We start from the raw sequence: 20,289 nt of genomic DNA, 5'->3' as shown, positions 1-20,289 counted from the left end.
CGGTGTCGACGCGATCCCTTCTCGACCTGTTCAGGCCCGGTTCGTCCCGTTCAGACTCGACGCAGTTTGAACGGGGACTGGAGGCTTACGAGAACCGGCAATATCTCGAGGCGTTGCGCCAGTGGCGGCTTGCGTCGCGATCGGGCAACCCGGAGGCGGACTACCGGATCGGGCTGCTCTATGCGAGGAACGAAGGAGTCATCGGCAACATTCCGGACGCGGTCGCGTGGTATGAGCGTGCCGCCCTGCACGGACATACCGAAGCGCAATTCCAGCTTGGCTTGATCTACCTCCACGGCGTCCAGGCCACGGTCGGTCCGAACAGGCCCGAGATGTGGCGGCAATCCACCGCGGCGCGTCTCGGTGACAAGGCGACCAACATCCACGACCTGGTTTTCCCGAATGGAATCGGTGTGCCGAGGGACCTCGACGCTGCCTTCCTCTGGATGTCGGTGGCAGCGGAAGCAGGCAAGGCGGAGGCGCAGGCGATTCTTGGCGACATGTACGCCAACGGGCAAGGCTGCGCAAAGGATCACGCTGCAGCCTTGCGCTGGTACGAGGCCGCGGCCGAGCAGAACGCGGCGGCCGGCGAGTTCGCTCTAGGCGACGTGCATTATCAGGGCCGCGGCGTTCCCGTTGATTTCCCCCAGGCCGCGATCTGGTATCACAAGGCCGCGGATAAGGGACATGTACGTGCGCAGGTTGCGCTTGCATTCATGTGCCTCAAGGGCACCGGGCTTCCCGAAGATATTGAACAGGCCGCGCGGCTGTTCCAGAGTGCCGCCTCGCATGACGACACGATCGCGCTCTACAACATCGCGTTGATGCGGCTGAGCGGCAAAGGGACAGCCAAGGATCTCGACAAGGCTGAGACCGCGTTGCGGAAGGCGGCGCGGAAGGACTATCTGCCGGCGATCCAGGCGCTCGCCGAGTTCTATGCGCTCGGCACCGCCGCCGAGCCCGATCTCCGCGAGGCGGCGTATTGGTACGAGAAGGCGGCGGAGCGCGGCGATGCGCAGGCGCAGTTCTTCACTGGGCGCTTCTATGCGACCGGCACCGGCGTTCCGCCCAGCGTCCGCCAAGCGGCGAAATGGTTCGAACGCGCCGCCGAGAGCGGGCACGCCACGGCGGCCCACAACATCGCGGTGTTCTATCTCAACGGCAACGGCGTGCCGCGCGATGTCGCGACCGCGATCAAGTGGTTCGAGCGCGCCTCCGAGGGAGGCATCAGCGCTGCAGGCGTGCAACTCGGCCGGCTCTTCGCGGCGGGTAACGGCGTGCCGCGCGATCAGGTGCGCGCGGCGGAGTGGCTGAGCAAGGCCGCTAACGGCGGCGACGCCGATGCGAAGACGGCTTATGCCATGTTTCTCATCCAGGAAGATCCGTCCGAAGCGCGTCTTGCGCAAGCACGCACGCTGCTGACCGACGCCGCTGAGGCTGGCCATTCCGCTGCGGCATTTCAGCTCGGCGGGCTGCATATGGGACGTTCAGGCGGCGCCGTCGATCTTCCGGCCGCGGCCCAGTGGTTCAAGCGCGCGGCAAGCGCCGGCCATGTCGAGGCCCAGCACACACTGGCGCTGCTGTATTCCGATCCCAAGAGCGGCCTCAAGGATCCGCAGGCAGCTGCGAGCTGGATCGTCAAGGCGGCCGACGGCGGCAATGCCGCCGCTCAGTTCAAGCTTGCCGTTATGTATTGTACCGGGCAGGGCGTCGAGCAGGACCTTGCCCAGGGTGTGAAATGGTACGAGGCCGCGGCGCGCCAGGGCCACACGACCGCGCAATACAACCTCGCCGTGATGCTGGGACGAGGACAAGGCCGCGAGGCCGATCCGGCGAAGGCAGCCGAGTGGTTCGAGGCCGCTGCGAAGCAGGGCATGGTCGAAGCCCAGCTCGCAATTGGCGATGCGCTGCGCGCCGGCAACGGTGTCGCGCAGGATCGCGATCAGGCGCTGCACTGGTATCGACAAGCGGCGCAGAAGAACAACGAAGGCGCGCTGCGTCGTCTGCAGGCAATGGGCGAGAGCGTCGGCTGAGATCATTGAAGGCGGACATCTCGTCGCATGCAGGCAATGACCGAGATGGTGAACGGCTTTGTTTTGGGCGCGAAGGCACGGAAGCGGGCACGTCCGCGTGACAATTGAGGCAGAACTAACAATGGCTTTCATATCGACGACAGAGAGATTGCGCTAATGTTGTGTTCGCGGAATAAATGCTCATTGTACCTCTGGTTGTGTGAAGATGACCGATAAGAAGCATGGGGTCACGATCTCGAGCGTGTCAGGCAACGTGATCTCGGGATCGAACTTCCGCGCGACCGGGAAAGAAACTGGAGCCGACGTTAAACGTTGGCAGGAGATTGAGTGGCAATGAACAAGATGGTCGAACGGAGCGTCAGGGATACGAAGGATATGTTGCCCGTTGCCAGTCCGGTTCAGCAGGACGACCATCCGCAGAGCCTGTTCCTGGATCCCGATGTCAGCGATCTGCAGTCGGGCTCGCGGCTGCGCGGTGCGATACTCGAATATTCGGGGCGAGGGATCTCCGGTTGGATCGTCGATGCCCAGGCGCCTGCCTCAACCGTTTCGATCGCGCTGTTTGTCGCCTCTCACTGTGTCGAAGAGGGACGGACGGGCCGCTCGATGCCGGCTCGTGTTGGTCCGCGGAGTGTGATCGGGCGCCCCGGGTTTCGCATCGATCTATCCACCCCGGGAGTGCGCCGTCGGCTGGCGCGCGCGCTGAGAAACGCGCTTGTCGAGCCCAAGCATGCGCAGATCTATCTCCGCATCAGTCTGAGCGACGGCGAATACTACGAGATACCGCTGTTCGAGAACTTTACATCGGGCGAAGTGATCGTCGCGCTGGGCTTCTCGACCGAAGACTACGACGACCTGCTGTTTCCGAATAACAACAGGATCGTTCCCGAGCTCGCGGCCGCTTCCCCCAAGGAGGTGCGCTACATCTGCTTCTATCTGCCGCAGTTCCATTCATTCGACGAAAACGACCGGTGGTGGGGACCGGGGTTCACCGAATGGACCAACGTCGCGCGGATGCGCGCCCAGTTTCCGTCGCATGAATCCCCATGGTTGCCGGCCGATCTTGGATTCTACGACGTCCGGCTGCCGGAAACCCGCCGTCAGCAGGGTGACCTCGCACGCCAATACGGCATCGATGGATTCTGCTACTACGTGTACTGGTTCCAGGGGCGCAGGCTGTTGGAAAAGCCGCTTCAGCTGTTGCTCGAGGACGGCGAACCGAACCTGCCGTTCTGCATCTGCTGGGCAAACGAGAACTGGTCGCGCCGGTGGGACGGTTCGGATGCCGAGCTCCTGCTGGGGCAAAACCACTCGCTGGACGACGACGTCCGCTTCATCGACGACATGGCTGACTTGCTGCTCGATGAGCGTTACATCACCGTCGATGGCCGGAAGGTCATCGTCATCTACAGGCCGTCATTGCTGCCGGACAAGCAGCGCCTGTTCGAGGTCTGGCGCGAGAGGGCCAGGGAGCTCGGAATCGGCGAGCTCCTCATTTGCAATGCGATGACCTTCGGAGAGTTCGATCCGCGCGACGTCAATTGCGATGCTGCGATCGAGTTTCCGCCGCACACCGTCTCGACGAGGGAAGTGCCGCCGACCGAGGTCGATGCACCGCCGACCTTTGCCGGCAAGGTGTACGACTATGTCGACGCCATGCGATCGTCGATCGGCAAGACTTACGACTTCCCGTTCTTTCCCGCGGTGATGCCGCGTTGGGATAATACGCCGCGCAAGGGGCCGCGCGGTCACGTCTTTACCCGGTCCAGTCCGGAAGCGTTCGAGGTCTGGCTCCGCGATGCGACGTTGCGCGCCAAGGGCAACAGCTTTTCCGAATCATTGGTATTTATCAATTCCTGGAATGAGTGGGCGGAGGGAGCTCATCTCGAGCCGGATTCGCGACACGGGCGCGCGTTCCTCGACGTCGTGCGAAGGGTCGCGTCGGCGGAGCCGATCTCATCCCAGATTCGCAATAGTCCGGATCTGCTGGATTGCCTGAGCAGGCAAGAGCTCGAGTGGGCGGTGAAGGAAGCCTCGACGCATGTCGAGGTGCTCGCAAGCCTCCACCGCTCCGGCCTGACGCATTCCGGGGTGCAGCGCGCAAGGAGCGGCATTCCGGTCGAGGCGGAAGGGGCGTCTGTTGATCCGGAAGGCTCGCTGCTGGTCATCGAGAATATCAATTCTCAAACCGGCGAACGCGTGATCGTCGATCCGCGCTATGAAATCCTGGTGCGCGGCTGGATTTGTGCAGGCAATGCCTTCGAAGCCAGCCGACAGAGAACTGGATTCCTGGTCTTGCCGGCACTTGCTCCGGGGAGCGCGGCTAACAGCGCCTACTGCCTGATCGTCGACTGGCACGAGCGTGTCGACGTCAAGGAGTACATGAAGGCCGAGAGCAAGGACTGCTATTTCGGCTTCCAGTTGTCGTTCTCGATTCGGGACCTGCCCGATGGTGAGTATCAACTCGCGGTCCTTGAGGTTGGCGACGGAGCCAGTGCGCTCGTAAGGTCCCGCCACTCGATCATCGTGAGACGTTGAGGTCGCCGCCGATGCTCGCAAGCGTTGTCATCGCGTGCTACAAGCACGAGCAGTATCTCGAGGAATGCCTCGAGACTGTCTATCAGCAGACCTTTGCCGATATCGAACTCGTCATCGTCGACGACAATTCGCCGGACAAGAGTTTTGAAGTCGCGCAGAAGGTGATCAAGAAGAGGTCGTTCGGAAAACGCTTTGTCTCGTGCAAGCTGCTCAAGAACCCCCAAAATCTAGGTGCCCACTACACCTGGAACAGGGCGCTGTCGCTGACCAGCGGCGACATGATTTTTCTTCTGAACTCGGACGATGCCTTTTCAAGGGACCGCGTTCGACTGTTCGCTGACCAGTACGGCAATGAGCGGCTGTTCTTCGGCTTCTCGGCCGTCGAGCCGATCGACGAACTCGGAAGGTCGATCAGCAACTACCAGTTTCCCACCCGCCTGCGCTATGCGATCGATCGGGCGCAGATTGCGGGTGCGCCGCTGTCATGGACATTTCTGGATTCGCAGATTGCCGCGTCGACCGGAAACTTCGTCTTCAGCCGTGAACTGCTGCGGCAGGTGGGCTGGCTCGCCGACCTGAAATACTGCCATGACTGGGACTTCGCGTTGCGCGCCGTCACCAAGGTCGAGCCGACCTATCTCGAGGCCGACCGCTATCTGTACCGGCTTCATTCGACCAACAGTTTCCGAAGCCTGAGCAAGGTGGCAGAGAGCGAGACGAAAGCTTGCATGCTGTCGTATTGCCTGAATGCAATCACGGCGAGGCCTCAGAACAAGACCTGCCTCAGCCCGTCCAATTTCGGCGATTCATTCTACGATTTCGTGAAGCTGCACCCGAACTTCAATTATTGGGTGAAGCAGATCTATGCGCCCTATCACGTCGAACATCGGACGACAGAATCGAACGATCGGACCAGGCCGATCCGTTGGCGCTGATCGAGGATCGTAAGCCGGTTGGCTCCGTTCCGACGAAATCGGAACGGAGCCTTGATCGCACACGTTTCTCGGAAACGATCTAGCAGAGGTTCTTCGACGCCGCCCGCGCCGTCGCCTTGAGAACCTCACGCAACGCTTCGAGGCGATCGGTTTGACAGGGAAAGGTGGGGACCAGCCAGCCGCCCTCATCATTCTCGTTCCAGGCATAGATCAGCACTGCAGGGGCCCGGCTATCCGCTGGACGGCTGTTCACCCAACTGATCGATTGCGCGAGATGACCGGCCAATTCCTTCTTCGTCGGAGCCGTATAGAAATTGTTGACCCCATCGCCCGGACGCTGGCTTGTTTCCCAAGGCACCGGACGTTCGATGCGAGGCCGCCGGTCCCATCCTGTCATCACCGTGGGCACGACGGGGAGTTGGCTCGCGGCGAGATCATTCCAGCCTTTTTCGGCATATCTCGCGAGATCCGCAAAGCTGCCTCGGCCGTTGCCCGTCGTAATCGCGTACGACCCGACCGCGTCGGCGCCGATATTGGCGGCCTCCTGGCTCAGGAATTTCACCTCTCCCGCGAGCACGATGTATGGATCGGCGAGCCCGGCTGCATTCGCGTCGGATCTGAACTTGTTCAGCTGGGTTCGCAGACCTTGCACGCCGCCCCAGCTTCGCTGCACATCCGCGCCCTTGATGAAGCCCAGGAAGTAAAGCGGCCGATCGCCCTGCACCCTCAGGTAATTCTTGTCGGCCATGAGGCCGATGTGTTCCTTGGGCAGCGAGGAGAGCTTGGCCGCCGATCCCCATCGACCGAGCTCCGTGAACATGCAGTATTTCATTGCAGCCGCCTTTGGGCTGGCCCTGAACGCGTACAGCGCTTTCGACATCGGGTGGTTTGCCCCGTAGCCGGCAAATGCCCAATAGTCCAAGCCGGCAAAGATGGCCTGATCGATTTCCTTGTCGATCTCGCCCTGGATCGAAGCCGAAAAACTAAGCGCGTTGGGATTGGTCGGCGCCCCGAAGAAGGGCGTCCGCCAACGATATTTTTCGGGACCGAGCGATTGCTTCATCGCTTCCGTCGGCTGCGAGCCCGGCGCATACCACGCGTCCCATCGAATGGCTCCGACGAGAGGCCTGGATGGCGCCGCAGCCGCAGCAGGATTGCCGGAACCCAGGAAGCTGAGCGAGCCGGGCAGGAGGCTTGCTGATAACGATGCCAAAAACATCCTTCTTGTAAGCGCGAACGGCTTACGGACTGCTTCGTTCCCATTGTCCATTGGCGATCTCCGATCGTTCCCATCCTGTGCGACGGCTTCATGCAAATGACATCGAGCGCCGTACTCTATTGTATTGATTTCCCTCGAAATAACCTTACAACAGTTAAATGTGAGCGCTGCGTGTTATAGCCTTATTCTTGTAGGATAAGTGCGCTAACAGGGAATTCGTGGTGCAAACCAATGGCAATTGCTTGTTGATCTTGTGGGGAGCGGCTCAGGTTGGACATGGAAATCCCGGCACTGTCTAGTTTCAGCTCAGGCGTGAATCTCGATACGCTTCCAGCAAGTGAGATCGAGACACGGCTCAGAGATTTCTTTTCCGGGCGGATCGCAAATCCGAAGCCCGACGAGCTCATCCAATCGGTCAAGCAGTTGGAAGAGCAATTCGGTGATTATAAGGAATTCCAGTTTGCCAAGGCGGCGGCGCTTGTGCAGGCCTGTGATTTCGCCGGAGCGCGCGCAATCCTGCTCGACCTCGTCAAGCAGCTGCCGTCGGACTCACGGGTATTGCATCGCCTTGCAATCGCGGATCTCAATATGGGGTCCGCACAAGAAGCGCAGGACGTCTATCTTTCCGCGCTCGTTGCGGCCCCGCAGAGCGAAAACCTGCGCCGGGAGTTCGCCGGCCTCCTCCGCGTGATGGAGGCGAAGAAGCTCTATCGCGGGGTCGACCGGAAGAAGCACGGCCTGACCGTCGTCTGCGCCGTCAAGAACGAGGGCGACGATCTCCTGGAATGGCTGCACTTTCACAGGCTGGTCGGGGTTGATCACTTCTACCTCTACGACAACGGCAGCACCGACGACACGCGCGCCGTGATCGAGTCCTTCCCGTGGCCCGAAATGATCACCTATCATTTCGTGGAAGGGGAATTCGGCCAGATGCGCGCCTTCTCGCATGCGATCGACAGCTATCGCAATTGTGCGGAATGGTGCGCCTTCATCGACGCCGACGAATACCTGTTTCCGACCGAGGCCGGCAGCATCAAGGACGTTCTGGCCGAAGTCGGCGCCGCGCCGGCGGTGGCGGTGCATTGGCTGAATTTCGGGTCGAACGGTCACGACGCGAGGCCGGCCGGCCTGTGCATCGAGTCCTTCACGCGTCGCGCTCCGGACGACTTCCCCGATCATTTCATCATGAAGTCGATCGTGCGGCCGGACACCATCGTGTCCTATCTGCATCCCCACCAATCGCTTGTTCTGGGCTGCTACGTCGCGGAAGACGGCACGCCGGTTTTCCCGATCGGCGGACGCTGCACGGCTCCCAAGCGCAACAAGCTCGTGATCAATCACTACTATACCAAGTCACGGCAGCAATTGCTGAAGAAGCGCGAGCGCGGCCGGCCGCTGGCCGATGGAGATCCTGAAAAGATCCGGGCCATGGAGTTCTTCACGCTACGCGATCGCAACGATCTGGAAGATGCGACGATTCAGCGGTTTGTTCCCGACCTGAAGAAGCTGGTCCAGGGCTGAATCCGGGAAAAATAACAAGGGCGCGCCGATCGGCGCGCCCTTGTTGTTTCGTGCAGTGACGTGATCGTTGACTGTCGCGACCGGCTACATAGGTTCTGGTCAGCTACAGCGGCTCCAGCCGGTATTTCGCCAGCAAGGCTTGTGCGGCATCGACGTCGATCCTTGCCGGCCTCTGGAAGACCGACATGTTGTTGGCGCGGGCGATCTCGCGCGCGACCGTCCGCACCGAATGGTAGTGGGGACGGTTCTCGAAGTCGTGGATTGCGATGAAGGCGCCCGGCGCGCCGTGAAGCACGCACTGCACGAAGCACGCCACGCGAAACCGGCCGTCAACGAAATACAGGTCGGCGGTCTTGGCTTCCGGACGCTCCCAGATGCGCTCGTGATAGTCGGGCCAGGAGCTCTCCTTTTCCTTCTCGATCGGATAACCCCACTCGCGCAGCTTGCCGATATCGACATGCAGCAGCTGCGGCCTGGTGCTCGCATCACGCGTGGCGTCGCCGACATTGTTGAGCCATTCCAGGGAGGAATCGATCGAGATGACCCAGTCCTTCTTGGTCTGACACGCGAGCCAGGTGCTTCCTCCCGACCCAAATTCAAGGAAACGTGTCGAGAGATCCAGGAAGCTCTTGAACAGTGTCAATTCCTGAGCGTCCATTGCGATTTTCATGGCGGGACCCCGTGGTTTCTCGATTTGCTGTCTGGCTGGTGGATGCCAATCCACCGTCGGAAGGCGGTCGTGGCTCGCCAAGTCGCGATGAGATCCGGTTGAATCGTCGTCGCGCTTCTCGGTTTCCTGTTGGCTAGCCACGCCGGCGATCTGGAGAGATCGGCGGTTATTGGTTCAGCCCGACGCGCTCCACCTTGTAGCCGCGCTCCAGGATCGCGCGCCACCAGGGTTGCTCGTCGACATACCAGCGCACCGTCTTGGCGATGCCGGTCTCGAAATTCTCCTCGGCGCGCCAGCCGAGCTCGGTTTCGAGCTTGGTGGCGTCGATGGCGTAGCGGCGGTCATGGCCGGGACGGTCGGCGACGAAGTTGATCAGCTGGCGCCGCGGGCCTGCCGCTGCCGGCACGACCTCGTCGAGCAGGTCGCAGATGCTTTCCACGACGTGCAAATTGGTGCGTTCGTTGCGGCCGCCGACATTGTAGGTCTCGCCGACCTCGCCGCGCTCCAGCACCAAGGTCAGTGCTTTGGCGTGGTCCTCGACGAACAGCCAGTCACGGACGTTCTGGCCGTCGCCGTAGACCGGCAGCGGCTCGCCGGCGAGCCCCTTGATGATCATGTGCGGGATCAGCTTTTCCGGGAAATGATAGGGGCCGTAATTGTTCGAGCAGTTGGTCACCAGGGTCGGCAGCTCGTAGGTCTCACGCCAGGCGCGGACCAGATGATCCGATGATGCCTTGCTGGCCGAATAGGGCGAGTTCGGCGCATAGGCCGTGGTCTCGGTGAACAGCCCCTCGTCGCCGAGCGAACCGAACACCTCGTCGGTCGAGATATGCAGGAAGCGGAACTGGTCGCGCTTCTCGGGCGAGAGCGTCCGCCAGTGACGCAACGTCTCCTGCAGGATCGTGAAGGTGCCGACGATGTTGGTCTGGATGAATTCGCCGGGACCGTCGATCGAGCGATCGACATGGCTCTCTGCCGCGAGGTTCATCACCGCATCGGGCTGATATTTCTCGAACAGCCGGCGCAGGGCCTGGGCCTCGCAGATGCAGGCCTTTTCGAACGTATAGTTCAGGCTCTCGGCGGAGCCGGGCAGGGAGGCCAGGTTCGCCGCATAGGTCAGCTTGTCGATGTTGACGACGCGGGCGTGGGTGTCTCGCAGCAAATGACGGACCACGGCGGAGCCGATGAAACCCGCTCCGCCGGTGACGAAGATCGTCGATCCCTTAAACCGCATGTTTGAATACCTCCGCCGTGCGGGGCTGCCCCTGGAACGAGCGGTAGACCGACAGCAGATACTCGCCGTAGCTGCTCTTGGCGGTCTTCTGCGCCACCTTCGCGAAGGCTTCGAGCGAGATGTAACCCTGGCGCAGCGCGATCTCCTCGGGACAGGCGATGCGCAGGCCCTGGCGCTGCTCGAGGATCTGGACGAAATGACTGGCCTCGACCAGCGAGGAGTGGGTGCCGGTGTCGAGCCAGGCAAAGCCGCGGCCGAGCACTTCGACATAGAGGTCGCCGCGCTCGAGATAGGCCTTGTTCACGTCGGTGATCTCGATCTCACCGCGCGGGGACGGCCTGATGCCGGCGGCGATGTCGACTACGTCGTTGTCGTAGAAATAGAGGCCGGTGACGGCGACATTGGACTTCGGCCGTTTCGGCTTCTCCTCGATCGACAGCGCCCGCCCGGTGCCGTCGAGCTCGATCACGCCGTACTGTTCGGGCGCGTTGACGACGTAGCCGAACACGGTGGCGCCCTTCCGGCGCACCGAGGCGGCCGACAGCATGCTCGGCAGGCCGTGGCCGTAGAAAATGTTATCGCCTAACACAAGGGCAACGGAGTCATCACCGATGAACTCGCGTCCGACGATGAAGGCGTCGGCGAGACCCCGCGGAGTTTCCTGCGTGGCATAGGCGAAGCGGACACCCATCTCGGTGCCGTCGCCGAGCAGGCGCTGGAACAGCGGCTTGTCCTGCGGCGTGGAGATGATCAGGATATCGCGGATTCCACCGAGCATCAGCGTCGACAGCGGATAGTAGATCATCGGCTTGTCGAACACAGGCAGCAGCTGCTTGGAGACGACAGTGGTCACCGGATAGAGGCGCGAGCCGGTGCCACCGGCAAGGATAATGCCTTTCATGGTCCCTCACAATTTGACTATCAAAACATAACAGATAGCGTGCGCCGCACAAGTTTGTTATGAGAGGAAAACTAACATTTTGAGCGCATCAAACTGGAACAAATGTTAAATGAACGTCATCAAGACCGAGCTTCCTGAAGTCCTGATCGTCGAGCCGAAGCTGTTCGGCGACCAGCGCGGCTTCTTCCTCGAGACCTACCAGTCGCCCCGTTATGTCGAGCACGGCATCGCGCGTCCCTTCGTGCAGGACAACATGTCCCGCTCGGCCTATGGCGTGCTGCGCGGGCTGCATCTGCAAAACCCGCTCACCCAGGGCAAGCTCGTCACCGTGTTGCGCGGCAAGGTGCTGGACGTTGCCGTCGACGTGCGTGTCGGCAGCCCGAATTTCGGCAGGCATGTCGCGGTGGAATTGAGCGAGGACAACCGCCGGCAGTTATGGGTGCCGCGCGGCTTTGCCCACGGCTTCGTGGTGCTCTCGGAGACCGCCGACTTCTTCTACAAATGCGACGACTTCTACAGCCCCAAGGACGAGCTCTCGATCCGCTGGAATGATCCGGCGATCGGGATCAAGTGGGGGGTCGATAAGCCGCAGCTGTCGGCGAAGGATGCAGACGCGCCGCTGCTCGCCGATGCCCGCAACCTTCCGACCTATGGACAAATCTGATGCGGATCTTGTTGACGGGAACGCGCGGCCAGGTTGGCGGCGCACTCAAGCCACTGCTGGAAAGCCACGGCACCATCGTCGCGCCGCCGACGGCGGAGTTCGATCTGTCGAAGCCGGAGCTGCTGGCGGGCCAGCTCGACAGTCTGAAGCCCGACCTCATCATCAATCCGGCCGCCTATACCGCGGTGGATCGCGCCGAGGACGAGCGTGAGCAGGCGTTCCTGGTCAACGCGAAGGGGCCGGAAGCACTCGCCAAATGGGCTGCGACGAACCATGTGCCGCTGGTGCATTTCTCCACGGACTACGTGTTCAACGGTTCAGGCGACGTGCCGTGGCGCGAGGACAGCGCAACCGAACCGTTGTCGGCCTACGGCGCCAGCAAGCTGGCCGGCGATGTCGCGGTTCAGGCGGCGGGCGGGGCGCATCTGATCGTGCGCACCTCATGGGTCTATTCTGCAAAGGGCACCAATTTCCTGCGCACCATCGCGCGGCTCGCCGGCGAGCGTAAGGAGCTGCGGATCGTGGCCGACCAGATCGGTGCGCCGACGACGGCACAAGCGATCGCCAGCGCGGTGGCCGGCATCGTTCTGCCGAACCCCACCACGTTGCACGATCAGCTCGCGCGCCGGGGCGGTGTCGTCAATCTGGTTTGCGCCGGCGAAACCAGCTGGCACGGATTTGCAACGGCCATTGTCGGTGGGCTGCGGTCTCGCGGCGTCACGCTGGCGGTCGACAATATCGTTCCGATCGCAACGGCCGATTTCCCCACCAAGGCCGTGCGACCGGGCAACTCGCGGCTGGATCTGTCGCGTTTGAAGGCACAGTTCGGGGTGGCGATGCCGACATGGCAGGAAGCGCTCGCGCGCGAGCTGGATGCATTCGTCCAGCTCAGCGCGCCCGCCCACGCGTAGAGAATGTTGGAGCGAGCTGGTATCGGCGCGGCTTAAGCGGGCGCGTCGGACAAAAATCAAGGCCCCGTTCCGATTGAAACGGGGCCTTGGGATTGAGCTGGAGCGATCGTCGCCGGTCAGTTGCAGCCGCTCAGCGCGGCCGGCCGATGCTGTCGTAGGTGAAGCCGTGCGCGGCCATCTCGTCGGGGCGGTAGATGTTGCGCAGGTCGACGACGACCGGATGCTTCATCTCCTGCTTGATGCGCTTGAGATCGAGCGCGCGGAACTGGCGCCACTCGGTCACGATGACGAGCGCATCCGCCTGGTGGGCGCATTCATAGGCATCCTTGCAGTAGTCGATCTCGGGCAATTCCTTGCGGGCCTGCTCCATGCCGATCGGATCGTAGGCGCGGACCTTGGCGCCGAAGTCGATCAGGCCGTTGATCAGCGGGATCGAGGGCGCCTCGCGCATGTCGTCGGTGTCGGGCTTGAAGGTCAGGCCAAGCACGCCGATCGTCTTGCCGCGCAGCTCGCCGCCGAGCACGTTGGCGACCTTGCGTGCCATCGCGCGCTTGCGGTTGTCGTTGGCGGTCAGCGTCGCTTCGACGATCTTCAGCTGGACGTCGTGATCGAGCGCCGTCTTGAACAGTGCACGGGTGTCCTTCGGGAAGCACGAGCCGCCGTAGCCCGCGCCGGCATGCAGGAACTTGGTCCCGATCCGGTTGTCGAGCCCGATGCCGCGCGCGACTTCCTGCACGTTGGCGCCGACCTTCTCGGAGAGATCGGCGATCTCGTTGATGAAGGTGATCTTGGTCGCGAGGAAGGCATTTGCGGCGTATTTGATCAGTTCCGCCGTGCGTCGCGCGGTATAGAGGATCGGTGCCTGGTTCAAATAGAGCGGACGATAGACTTCGCCCATCACCCGCTTGGCCCGCTCGTCTTCGGTGCCGACGACGATCCGGTCGGGATGGCGGAAATCCTGGATCGCGGCGCCCTCGCGCAGGAATTCGGGGTTCGAAGCCACGGCGAAATCGGCGTCCGGATTGGTCTCGCGGATCAGGCGTTCAACCTCGTCGCCGGTGCCCACGGGCACGGTCGACTTCGTCACCACCACGGTGAACTTCGTGAGCGCTGCGCCGATCTCCTTGGCGGCAGCATAGACGTAGCTCAGATCTGCATGGCCGTCGCCGCGCCGCGAGGGCGTTCCGACCGCGATGAACACGGCATCAGCGTCGGCGACGGCGCCGGTGAGCTCCGTCGTGAAGGTGAGCCGTCCGGAGGCGGAGTTGGTCTCGACGAGCTTATCGAGGTCAGTTTCGTAGATCGGGATCTTGCCGCGTTTCAGGGCTTCGATCTTGCCGGCGTCCTTGTCGACGCAAACGACCTGATGGCCGAAATCGGCAAAACACGCTCCTGAGACGAGACCTACATATCCCGTTCCAACCATTGCAATCTTCATGAATCCGCTCGTCGATCAGTGTGGAGAGGAGGAGTTAGCACTAGCACAATTGGCGCCGATAACGCCAAGTTTTATAACGTACAGTTTGTGTTGGAGCTCGGCGGCTTTTTGTGCAAACGGTGATTGCCTCAGTGCAGTTGAGTGCGCGCTAATCACCTTGGGCACGCCGTGGACACATTCTCAACTTGAAATCGACTGACAATCGAGCCGCCGTTTGAGGGGTGGACATGAGTACGATGACGATTGGCAAGCAGAGGCCCTCAGGAGCTGAACACGCGTCGTTACAAACGCAATTCTCCAGATACGATCGCACGACGTTTTCTGGATTTGTCTATGATCGCGCCGATCTCGGCCGGCGCTACACCGTTGAGCTGCTCGTCGACGGCGAGCCATACATGTCATCATTATGTGACGAGTTTGTAACAGAGCTCGCCGACGCCGGGATCGGCGACGGCCGATTTGGCTTTACCTTCAACGTGCAGGACCAGGTCGCCTCGGATGCCGGGATCATCGAGGCAAGACTGGCAAATATCGGAGATCCCGTCGGCGTTCCGATTCGTTGCGATGTCGCTGCACAGCAAGCGCGGTGGCACCGGATCGGCGATATCGAATGGGTCGGAGGTTTACGCTTCGAGGGCTGGCTTTCCCAGGACATCGATGAGGACATCGAGATCCTGATCGCGGAGCGGCCGGTGATGACGGTGAAGCCGACCGGGTGGACCAACGTTGCGCGGGGAGGCGAGTTCGGCGTCGGCCGCCGGATCGATTTTCATCTGCCCGAGCATTTTGCGGATGGTCGCATGCGCGGACTTTCCGCGCGGACGATTTCGGGACGAAGCCTGATACCGGAGCCGGTTGCATTCGTCGCTTTCGATCGCGGACTGGAGCAGACGCTTGCCGATCTCGGGCGCTGGGAAAGCGAGCGTCTTCGCGGACAGCTGTTCGACCGGGTGCTGCCGGCCTCGATGCCGTTTCACGCCTATCGCAGCTGGAAAGAGCGCTTTTCGCCGACGATCCAGTCCGATGTTCGTTCGGAGGCAGCCGTTGTCCTGATCGGCGACGTCAGGGTGGACGAAAGCATTGAAAGCCTCGAGGCCCAGCGGCACCCGGCCTGGTCGGCGGTGTGCCTGCCGACGCAGGGGTTCAGTCAGTTCGATCCCAAGGCGGCGCGCGAGTTCGTCGATGGCGATGCCGCCGACAGCGAATTCTTTGTCTTCTGCCTGAGCGGGACGATTCTCGCGGAAGATGCCCTGCTGCGCTTTGCCGACCTCTTCGCGTCCGAACCGGACTGCGATCTCGTCTATGGCGACGTCGAGGTCTCGGCGGGCGCCGGCGCGGTCTGGCCGCTGGCGTTTTCGGCATTCGATCTTGAACGCGCGCTCGAGCAGGGCTACGGGGCGTATTGCTTTGCGGTGCGCCGTGAACGTGCCCTGCAAGCGCTGCGATCGGCGACGTCGCTCTACGACATCTTCCTGTCCTGCGCGGAGCCTGGTCGAACCTATCATCTTCCGGGATCGGTTGCGGCTTTGCCGCGGATCGATGCCGCGGCGGCAACCGCCGAACTGGTCGCTGCGAGCAAGGCCTATTTTGCCAGAGCCAGTATCGAGGTGAGTGTCGAGCCGCGAAAGGCCGGTCTTCTTCCAGCCGTCCAGGTCAAGCGCGCGGTCGATTGGAACGAGCGCACCACCATCATCATCCCGACCAGAAATCGCGTTGAACTGCTCAAGCGATGCATCGAGACGGTGATGCCGGCAGCGAATGAGACGAACGCACGGATTCTGGTCGTCGATAACAGCTCGACCGAGCCTGAAACGCTGGACTATCTGGAGAGCCTTTCCTCGGACGAAATCGACGTCATCTCGGTCGAAGGTCCCTTCAACTTCGCATTGATCAACAACGCCGCGGTCGATTGCGTCGACACCGAGAACATCTGCTTCCTCAACAACGACGTCGAGGCGCTCGACGACGGGTGGCTGGCGGAGCTGCTTTGGCGGCTCGCTGCCCCCGATGTCGGAGCCGTCGGCGCAAAGCTGCTTTGGCCGAGCAGCGTCGTGCAGCATGGCGGGGTGGTGCTGGGGGCCAATTTCTCGGCCGCGCACGCCTTCAACGACCGGATGGACGGCGATCCCGGTTACGGCGATCTTCTCCAGGTGGCGCACGAATGTTCGGCGCTGACGGCAGCATGCCTCTTGATGCGCAAGCGCGATTTCGTGGCTGTCGGCGGCATGGACGAGATCCGCTTTCCGATCAGCTTCAACGACATCGATTTGTGCCTGAAGCTGCGCCAGCTTGGAAAGCGCATCGTCTTCACGCCGGATGCCAAGCTGGTTCATCTGGAGTCGGCAAGCCGGGGCCGCGATTCCATGCCGGATCGCAAAGCGCGCTTCAAGCGCGAACTGTCGATGCTGCGCGCGAAGTGGGGAGAGGTGCTGCTCGACGATCCCTATTACAGCCCGCTGCTGGGATTGGACTCGACGCCGTTCTCTTCGCTTGCGTGGCCGCCGCGATCATGGAAGCCGCGCGCCAACCTGCCGCCGGTGCCGACCGTTCCTCCGATCGGGATGTAGCAGGACGTCCTCGACCACCCAGTCGAGCACGGCCGCAATCGTTGCATCGGCGTCAGACCCTGGTTGCAGTTTCAGGTCTGCTGTTCGGCTGCGCGATGGTGTCGCGATCCACTCCGTCGCGGCGGCCGGTAGCCCGGTTGCCAGCAGTGCGTCCACCAGCGGATGCCCGAATGCCGGTTGACCGATGTCGAGAACCAGTTTGGTGATGCCGTGCCCCTCGATGAGTGTGGCAATTTCGTCGACGGTGACGTCGCCGGCGACCACGACATTCGTCCGCTGCATCAGCTTGAGATCGTCGAGCGTGGTACCCAGCACGGTGATCTCGGCGTCTTCGTCGGCGGCGGCCATGTGATCGCTCAAGGCTCTGATGAAGCGGAATTCCGCGGCGCCGGCGTGCAGGGCAAGCAGGCCGAGACGCGCCGGGCCATCCACGGCGTGATGCTGCGTGGGCGGTGCGGGCGTGTCGCTCAGCCTGACCGCTTGCAGGCCGAGAACCGCTCCGGAGAACGCGGCTCCATCGTCACCTATCACTGCCATGCGTCGAGCCCCCGCGATCAGGTCTGTCCAGTCCGGATCGCTGCCTGATCCGATCGCGGCGCGGGTGGCAAGTGCGGTGTCGGTGATCAGGAGGTCGTAGGCGAAACGCTGCGTGAGCAGCGCCAGGCCTGCGGCGGGCAGGCGGTTCGGCTCTGCAATCTCGAGCAATCGGACTTTGAGATCGGTGAGAAGCGTCAGAAGAGTCTCGCGGCCCTCATCGGTCGCAACGTCGAGCGCGATCGATTGCGGAACGCCGCCATCCGGATCGAAGATCGCAGCCGGCTGGCGTTGTCCCTCGGAGCGGACGTGCACGACCAGGCCACGTTGATCGTCCTTCGCGAGTTGCCTGCACCGCCTGATGGCGATCTCGCGGCCGACGGAGGAGCCGCAGACAATGACGTGTGGCCCGTCGCCGCGCGGTTCGTTCGAGAGCAGCTTGAGCTCGAGCGCCGCACGGCAATCGCGCAGCGGATCGGCAAGCAAAAACGCGGCGCACTCCGTTGCATAGCGCCGGTAGCGGTGCTCGAGAACGCGCAGATTGCGCAGCACCAGCGAACGCTTCTCGCCGAGGAAGGAGCGCGAGCCCTCGTGTCCGACAAAGACCGAGGGGATGCAAACGTTGCGGAAGCCGGCCTCCGCGGCGCGCAGACAGAAGTCGACGTCTTCGAGATAGCCGCGATAGAAGTCGTCGGACAGCTCACGCACCGCGTCGAGGCATTCGCGGGTAATGTAGAGGCAAAACCCGATGCCGTTGGGGATGTCGATGGCGATCCCTGAATTCGCTCGACCTGCAAGTTCGTCCAGTAATTCTATCTCGCTGGGTGAAGGCAGCGGATTTGAGCGGTTCGGGACCGGAAAGCTGGTGTATTCGCCGTTGTTCGAGAGCGGGGTCGCCGTCCCCACGCGCGGTGTCGATTGCACGGCGCTTCGCAAGCGTTGCAGCGCATATTTCGGCACGATCGTGTCCGAGTTCAGCAGCACGACGTCGCCGGCGCCCGTCGCACCGAGCGCCCGGTTGACCGCGCCGACAAAGCCGAGATTGTGCTCATTGGTCAGCAGCCGGATGCGGAGCTCTGCCGCAAGCCCGCCGAGCAGACGCTTGATGTCGGGCTCGGGCGTCGCATCGTCCACGACCAGGATGGTCGAGCCGGGCGTGCAGGCGACGGCCGTCAATGCGCTCTCGATGCAGGCGCGCGTTGCAGCCAGATCGCGGTAGACCGGGATGATGACGGTGAGCGGGGGAGTTTCGCCGTTTCGGGCGCGCGCCGGCCGTTGTGGTGTGCTCCGGCGATCCGGAGCGCGATTGGCCGGCAGTTGAATGCTCGCGATGACCCGGTCAGCCTGCGTGATCTCGAGGCGTTGCGAGGTCGCCGATGCCGGCCGTATCAGGCGGAAGCTCGCGGCGCGTCGTCCATCGAGCGCGAATCCGTGGCGGGGATCGGCGGGAAGCTGGATCGTGCTGGATTGATTCGCCTGCGCCAGCGAAAGGTGCGGGTCATCAGCCCCCCGCCACGTCACCCAGCCCTTCACCTCTTCATCCAGGAAGTCGACACGGGCGCAACTGTCCTGACCGCTCTGTTCGAGCAGCAGGAGGGCGCTCCTGACCGAATCCGGATCGTCGTCGCGTCGCGCCACGCTCCGTGCCGCTTCGATCTGCTGCGGGCCGTCACCCCAGGCCATCATTCGCCGCGCCGCGACCAGATCGTCCGGTTCGAGCTCGATTGCCCTTGCCACACAGGCGAGGGCGGCGTCCCTGAGATCGAGGTGAAACAGCGCCTCTGCGCGCAGCAGGTGAGCGCGGGCGCCCGGATGCGGCAGGATCCGGCAGCGGCGGTCGGCGAGCGCGAACGCCCTACGAAAATTACGCGCCTCGAGCGCGCCGACGGCGGCTCGCTCCAGATCGACGTGATGGAGCGTTCTGGATGTGAAGGCGATCCTGCGCGCGTCGGCGGTCAAATGTCGCCCTTATCTGGCCGCAGTCAGCCCGTCGTCTTTACGGCGCTATGCCGGCTCCGGAACACGCGCACTCGCCCCTCGAGGCGCGCTCCGCCCAGGCGCGGCGCCGGATTGACGGGTTCAGCGCGCCTCGGTTGCTGAGGCGCGAGGGGCGCTGCCTGCACGCGGCGTTCTTCGAGGTTGAGCTTGAGGCCTACCAATGGTTCCCGGCCCGACGGGCCCGACACCACGATCCGGTTCCCGGTGACCCGCAGGGCGGGCGCCCCAAGGAATATCGTCTCGGCCGAAATGAGATAGCGATCGACGCTGGGGCCTGTGGCCTCCAGCGAGAACCCTGTGATGGCCAAAGCGCGTCCCCTGGTTCCGGCAAAGGTTCCGAGCGGAACGAACTGGTTGTCGCCCCGCTGCGGCCTCGCGAACTTGACCGCATATTGCAGGTCGAGGTCGTGCGGCTTGTTCGGCCAGTCGAGGGAAATGCCCTCGATTCGTGCCGGAGCGGACGGTCCGGCAATCCAGGTATTCGTGCCGACCGTCACATCGCCCAGACCTGCGACATGGGCGAGCAGCTTGAGGTCGCTCAACTCGCCAACACCTGCCCCATCGAGGCCCGCGTCAGCCTCGAACGTATCGAATGGCTGGCCGGCCGGCTGCCCCTTGGGCTGCTGCCCTTGGAACTGCTGGCCTTGCGCATGCTGGCCCTGGGCCTGATGGCCCTGGGTCAGCGGCTCGATCTTGATATTGGCGGCAGTCGATCCGCCGGCGCGCCCCGCCGTGACCTCGACGATCAGGCGGCTTGGCCGCGCGACCGACACGACCAGCGCGCTTTCCGGCGCAAACAGGGTTCCATTGACCACGTCGGGTCCGGTAATGATATTACAATTGTTAAGGCTGGCGCGATCTGCATAAACGCGCACCACCGGAGGTGATGTCTTATCTTCCGCGCCATTGTACCGAACCAGGAAAAGACCTCGTGCCAGGTCAATGGTTTTCTGCTGAATCTGTTCGTTCATCGTCGCCTGCGAGCCTAACGGAATGGATCGATATGTCTCTCACACAGTGTGCCCCAAAAATCTGTGTGATAGAAGGGGGCTTAATGTTAATCCGGTGAGATAGTTTCACACGTGCAGATCGAAGACACCCTGCCGGTCATGATGCAAACCCTGAC

Annotated in this window: 14 protein-coding genes; 7 read left to right on the top strand and 7 right to left on the bottom strand. The window is 62.4% G+C overall.

Annotation, left to right across the window (positions count from 1 at the left end):
* The first annotated feature begins 2 nt into the window (after positions 1-2).
* The 3 genes from H8A92_RS12755 to H8A92_RS12745 all read left to right on the top strand — a co-directional run bounded on the left by H8A92_RS12755 (position 3) and on the right by H8A92_RS12745 (position 5,506).
* Positions 3-2,033 (top strand): tetratricopeptide repeat protein, encoded by a 2,031-nt coding sequence (locus H8A92_RS12755; protein ID WP_229196129.1) that lies wholly within the window; start codon positions 3-5, stop codon positions 2,031-2,033.
* A 333-nt stretch (positions 2,034-2,366) separates the two neighbouring features.
* Positions 2,367-4,571 carry a glycosyltransferase WbsX family protein gene (locus H8A92_RS12750; RefSeq protein WP_229196128.1) on the top strand — a complete coding sequence of 735 codons (2,205 nt, stop codon included), beginning with the start codon at positions 2,367-2,369 and terminating at the stop codon, positions 4,569-4,571.
* An 11-nt stretch (positions 4,572-4,582) separates the two neighbouring features.
* The gene (locus H8A92_RS12745; protein ID WP_229196127.1) at positions 4,583-5,506 is read left to right on the top strand and encodes a glycosyltransferase family 2 protein; all 924 of its coding nucleotides are present in this window, start codon (positions 4,583-4,585) and stop codon (positions 5,504-5,506) included.
* Between the two features lie 79 nt (positions 5,507-5,585).
* Here the strand turns inward: H8A92_RS12745 and H8A92_RS12740 are convergent, their stop codons facing one another.
* A complete protein-coding gene (locus tag H8A92_RS12740) occupies positions 5,586-6,776 on the bottom strand; it encodes a glycoside hydrolase family 71/99 protein (RefSeq protein ID WP_229196126.1) in 1,191 nt (396 codons plus the stop codon).
* A gap of 225 nt (positions 6,777-7,001) precedes the next feature.
* On the opposite strand from H8A92_RS12740, the gene H8A92_RS12735 reads away from it, so the two are divergent.
* The gene (locus H8A92_RS12735) at positions 7,002-8,246 is read left to right on the top strand and encodes a glycosyltransferase family 92 protein (RefSeq protein ID WP_229196131.1); all 1,245 of its coding nucleotides are present in this window, start codon (positions 7,002-7,004) and stop codon (positions 8,244-8,246) included.
* Positions 8,247-8,349: 103 nt separating this feature from the next.
* On the opposite strand, the gene H8A92_RS12730 is transcribed toward H8A92_RS12735, so the two are convergent.
* From H8A92_RS12730 to rfbA, 3 genes are all read right to left on the bottom strand, one after another.
* Complete coding sequence (locus H8A92_RS12730) at positions 8,350-8,916, bottom strand: hypothetical protein (RefSeq protein WP_229183803.1); 567 nt, start codon at positions 8,914-8,916, stop codon at positions 8,350-8,352.
* 166 nt (positions 8,917-9,082) lie between these two features.
* Complete coding sequence (rfbB, locus tag H8A92_RS12725; protein ID WP_229196125.1) at positions 9,083-10,150, bottom strand: dTDP-glucose 4,6-dehydratase; 1,068 nt, start codon at positions 10,148-10,150, stop codon at positions 9,083-9,085.
* Positions 10,140-11,051, bottom strand: a complete 912-nt coding sequence (gene rfbA / locus H8A92_RS12720; protein ID WP_229196124.1) for a glucose-1-phosphate thymidylyltransferase RfbA — start codon at positions 11,049-11,051, stop codon at positions 10,140-10,142. Before rfbA ends, rfbB begins: the two co-directional genes overlap by 11 nt.
* A 109-nt stretch (positions 11,052-11,160) precedes the next feature.
* Between rfbA and rfbC the strand changes: the two genes are divergently transcribed.
* Positions 11,161-11,715: a dTDP-4-dehydrorhamnose 3,5-epimerase gene (gene rfbC / locus H8A92_RS12715; RefSeq protein WP_229196123.1), complete on the top strand. Its 555-nt coding sequence runs from the start codon at positions 11,161-11,163 to the stop codon at positions 11,713-11,715.
* Positions 11,715-12,626, top strand: a complete 912-nt coding sequence (gene rfbD / locus H8A92_RS12710) for a dTDP-4-dehydrorhamnose reductase (RefSeq protein WP_229196122.1) — start codon at positions 11,715-11,717, stop codon at positions 12,624-12,626. Before rfbC ends, rfbD begins: the two co-directional genes overlap by 1 nt.
* Positions 12,627-12,756: 130 nt before the next feature.
* Here rfbD and H8A92_RS12705 read toward each other — a convergent pair whose 3' ends face one another.
* Entirely contained in the window at positions 12,757-14,064 is a 1,308-nt protein-coding gene (locus H8A92_RS12705) for a UDP-glucose dehydrogenase family protein (RefSeq protein ID WP_229196121.1), read from the bottom strand.
* A gap of 395 nt (positions 14,065-14,459) precedes the next feature.
* Here H8A92_RS12705 and H8A92_RS12700 point away from each other — a divergent pair, with 395 nt between their 5' ends.
* Positions 14,460-16,631, top strand: a complete 2,172-nt coding sequence (locus tag H8A92_RS12700) for a glycosyltransferase family 2 protein (RefSeq protein WP_229196120.1) — start codon at positions 14,460-14,462, stop codon at positions 16,629-16,631.
* Here H8A92_RS12700 and H8A92_RS12695 read toward each other — a convergent pair.
* On the bottom strand, positions 16,572-19,124 hold the full coding sequence (locus tag H8A92_RS12695) for a glycosyltransferase family 2 protein (RefSeq protein ID WP_229196119.1): 2,553 nt from the start codon (positions 19,122-19,124) through the stop codon (positions 16,572-16,574). The two genes, H8A92_RS12700 and H8A92_RS12695, sit on opposite strands and share 60 nt — an antisense overlap.
* Positions 19,125-19,147: 23 nt before the next feature.
* Positions 19,148-20,134: a hypothetical protein gene (locus tag H8A92_RS12690; protein ID WP_229196118.1), complete on the bottom strand. Its 987-nt coding sequence runs from the start codon at positions 20,132-20,134 to the stop codon at positions 19,148-19,150.
* Positions 20,135-20,289 lie beyond the last annotated feature (155 nt).

The sequence above is a fragment of the Bradyrhizobium acaciae genome (assembly GCF_020889785.1).
Lineage (GTDB): Bacteria > Pseudomonadota > Alphaproteobacteria > Rhizobiales > Xanthobacteraceae > Bradyrhizobium > Bradyrhizobium acaciae.
The sequence above is the reverse complement of the archived record's forward strand: the minus strand, read 5'-3'. Positions and strand labels throughout refer to the sequence as shown.

Coding starts and splice junctions, on each gene's coding strand:
- H8A92_RS12745 (WP_229196127.1), top strand. CDS start 4,583: ATGCTCGCAAGCGTTGTCATCGCGTGCTACAAGCACGAGCAGTATCTC.
- rfbB (WP_229196125.1), bottom strand. CDS start 10,150: ATGCGGTTTAAGGGATCGACGATCTTCGTCACCGGCGGAGCGGGTTTC.
- rfbD (WP_229196122.1), top strand. CDS start 11,715: ATGCGGATCTTGTTGACGGGAACGCGCGGCCAGGTTGGCGGCGCACTC.
- rfbC (WP_229196123.1), top strand. CDS start 11,161: ATGAACGTCATCAAGACCGAGCTTCCTGAAGTCCTGATCGTCGAGCCG.
- H8A92_RS12690 (WP_229196118.1), bottom strand. CDS start 20,134: ATGAACGAACAGATTCAGCAGAAAACCATTGACCTGGCACGAGGTCTT.
- H8A92_RS12705 (WP_229196121.1), bottom strand. CDS start 14,064: ATGAAGATTGCAATGGTTGGAACGGGATATGTAGGTCTCGTCTCAGGA.
- H8A92_RS12750 (WP_229196128.1), top strand. CDS start 2,367: ATGAACAAGATGGTCGAACGGAGCGTCAGGGATACGAAGGATATGTTG.
- H8A92_RS12740 (WP_229196126.1), bottom strand. CDS start 6,776: ATGGACAATGGGAACGAAGCAGTCCGTAAGCCGTTCGCGCTTACAAGA.
- H8A92_RS12735 (WP_229196131.1), top strand. CDS start 7,002: ATGGAAATCCCGGCACTGTCTAGTTTCAGCTCAGGCGTGAATCTCGAT.
- H8A92_RS12730 (WP_229183803.1), bottom strand. CDS start 8,916: ATGAAAATCGCAATGGACGCTCAGGAATTGACACTGTTCAAGAGCTTC.
- H8A92_RS12700 (WP_229196120.1), top strand. CDS start 14,460: ATGTCATCATTATGTGACGAGTTTGTAACAGAGCTCGCCGACGCCGGG.
- rfbA (WP_229196124.1), bottom strand. CDS start 11,051: ATGAAAGGCATTATCCTTGCCGGTGGCACCGGCTCGCGCCTCTATCCG.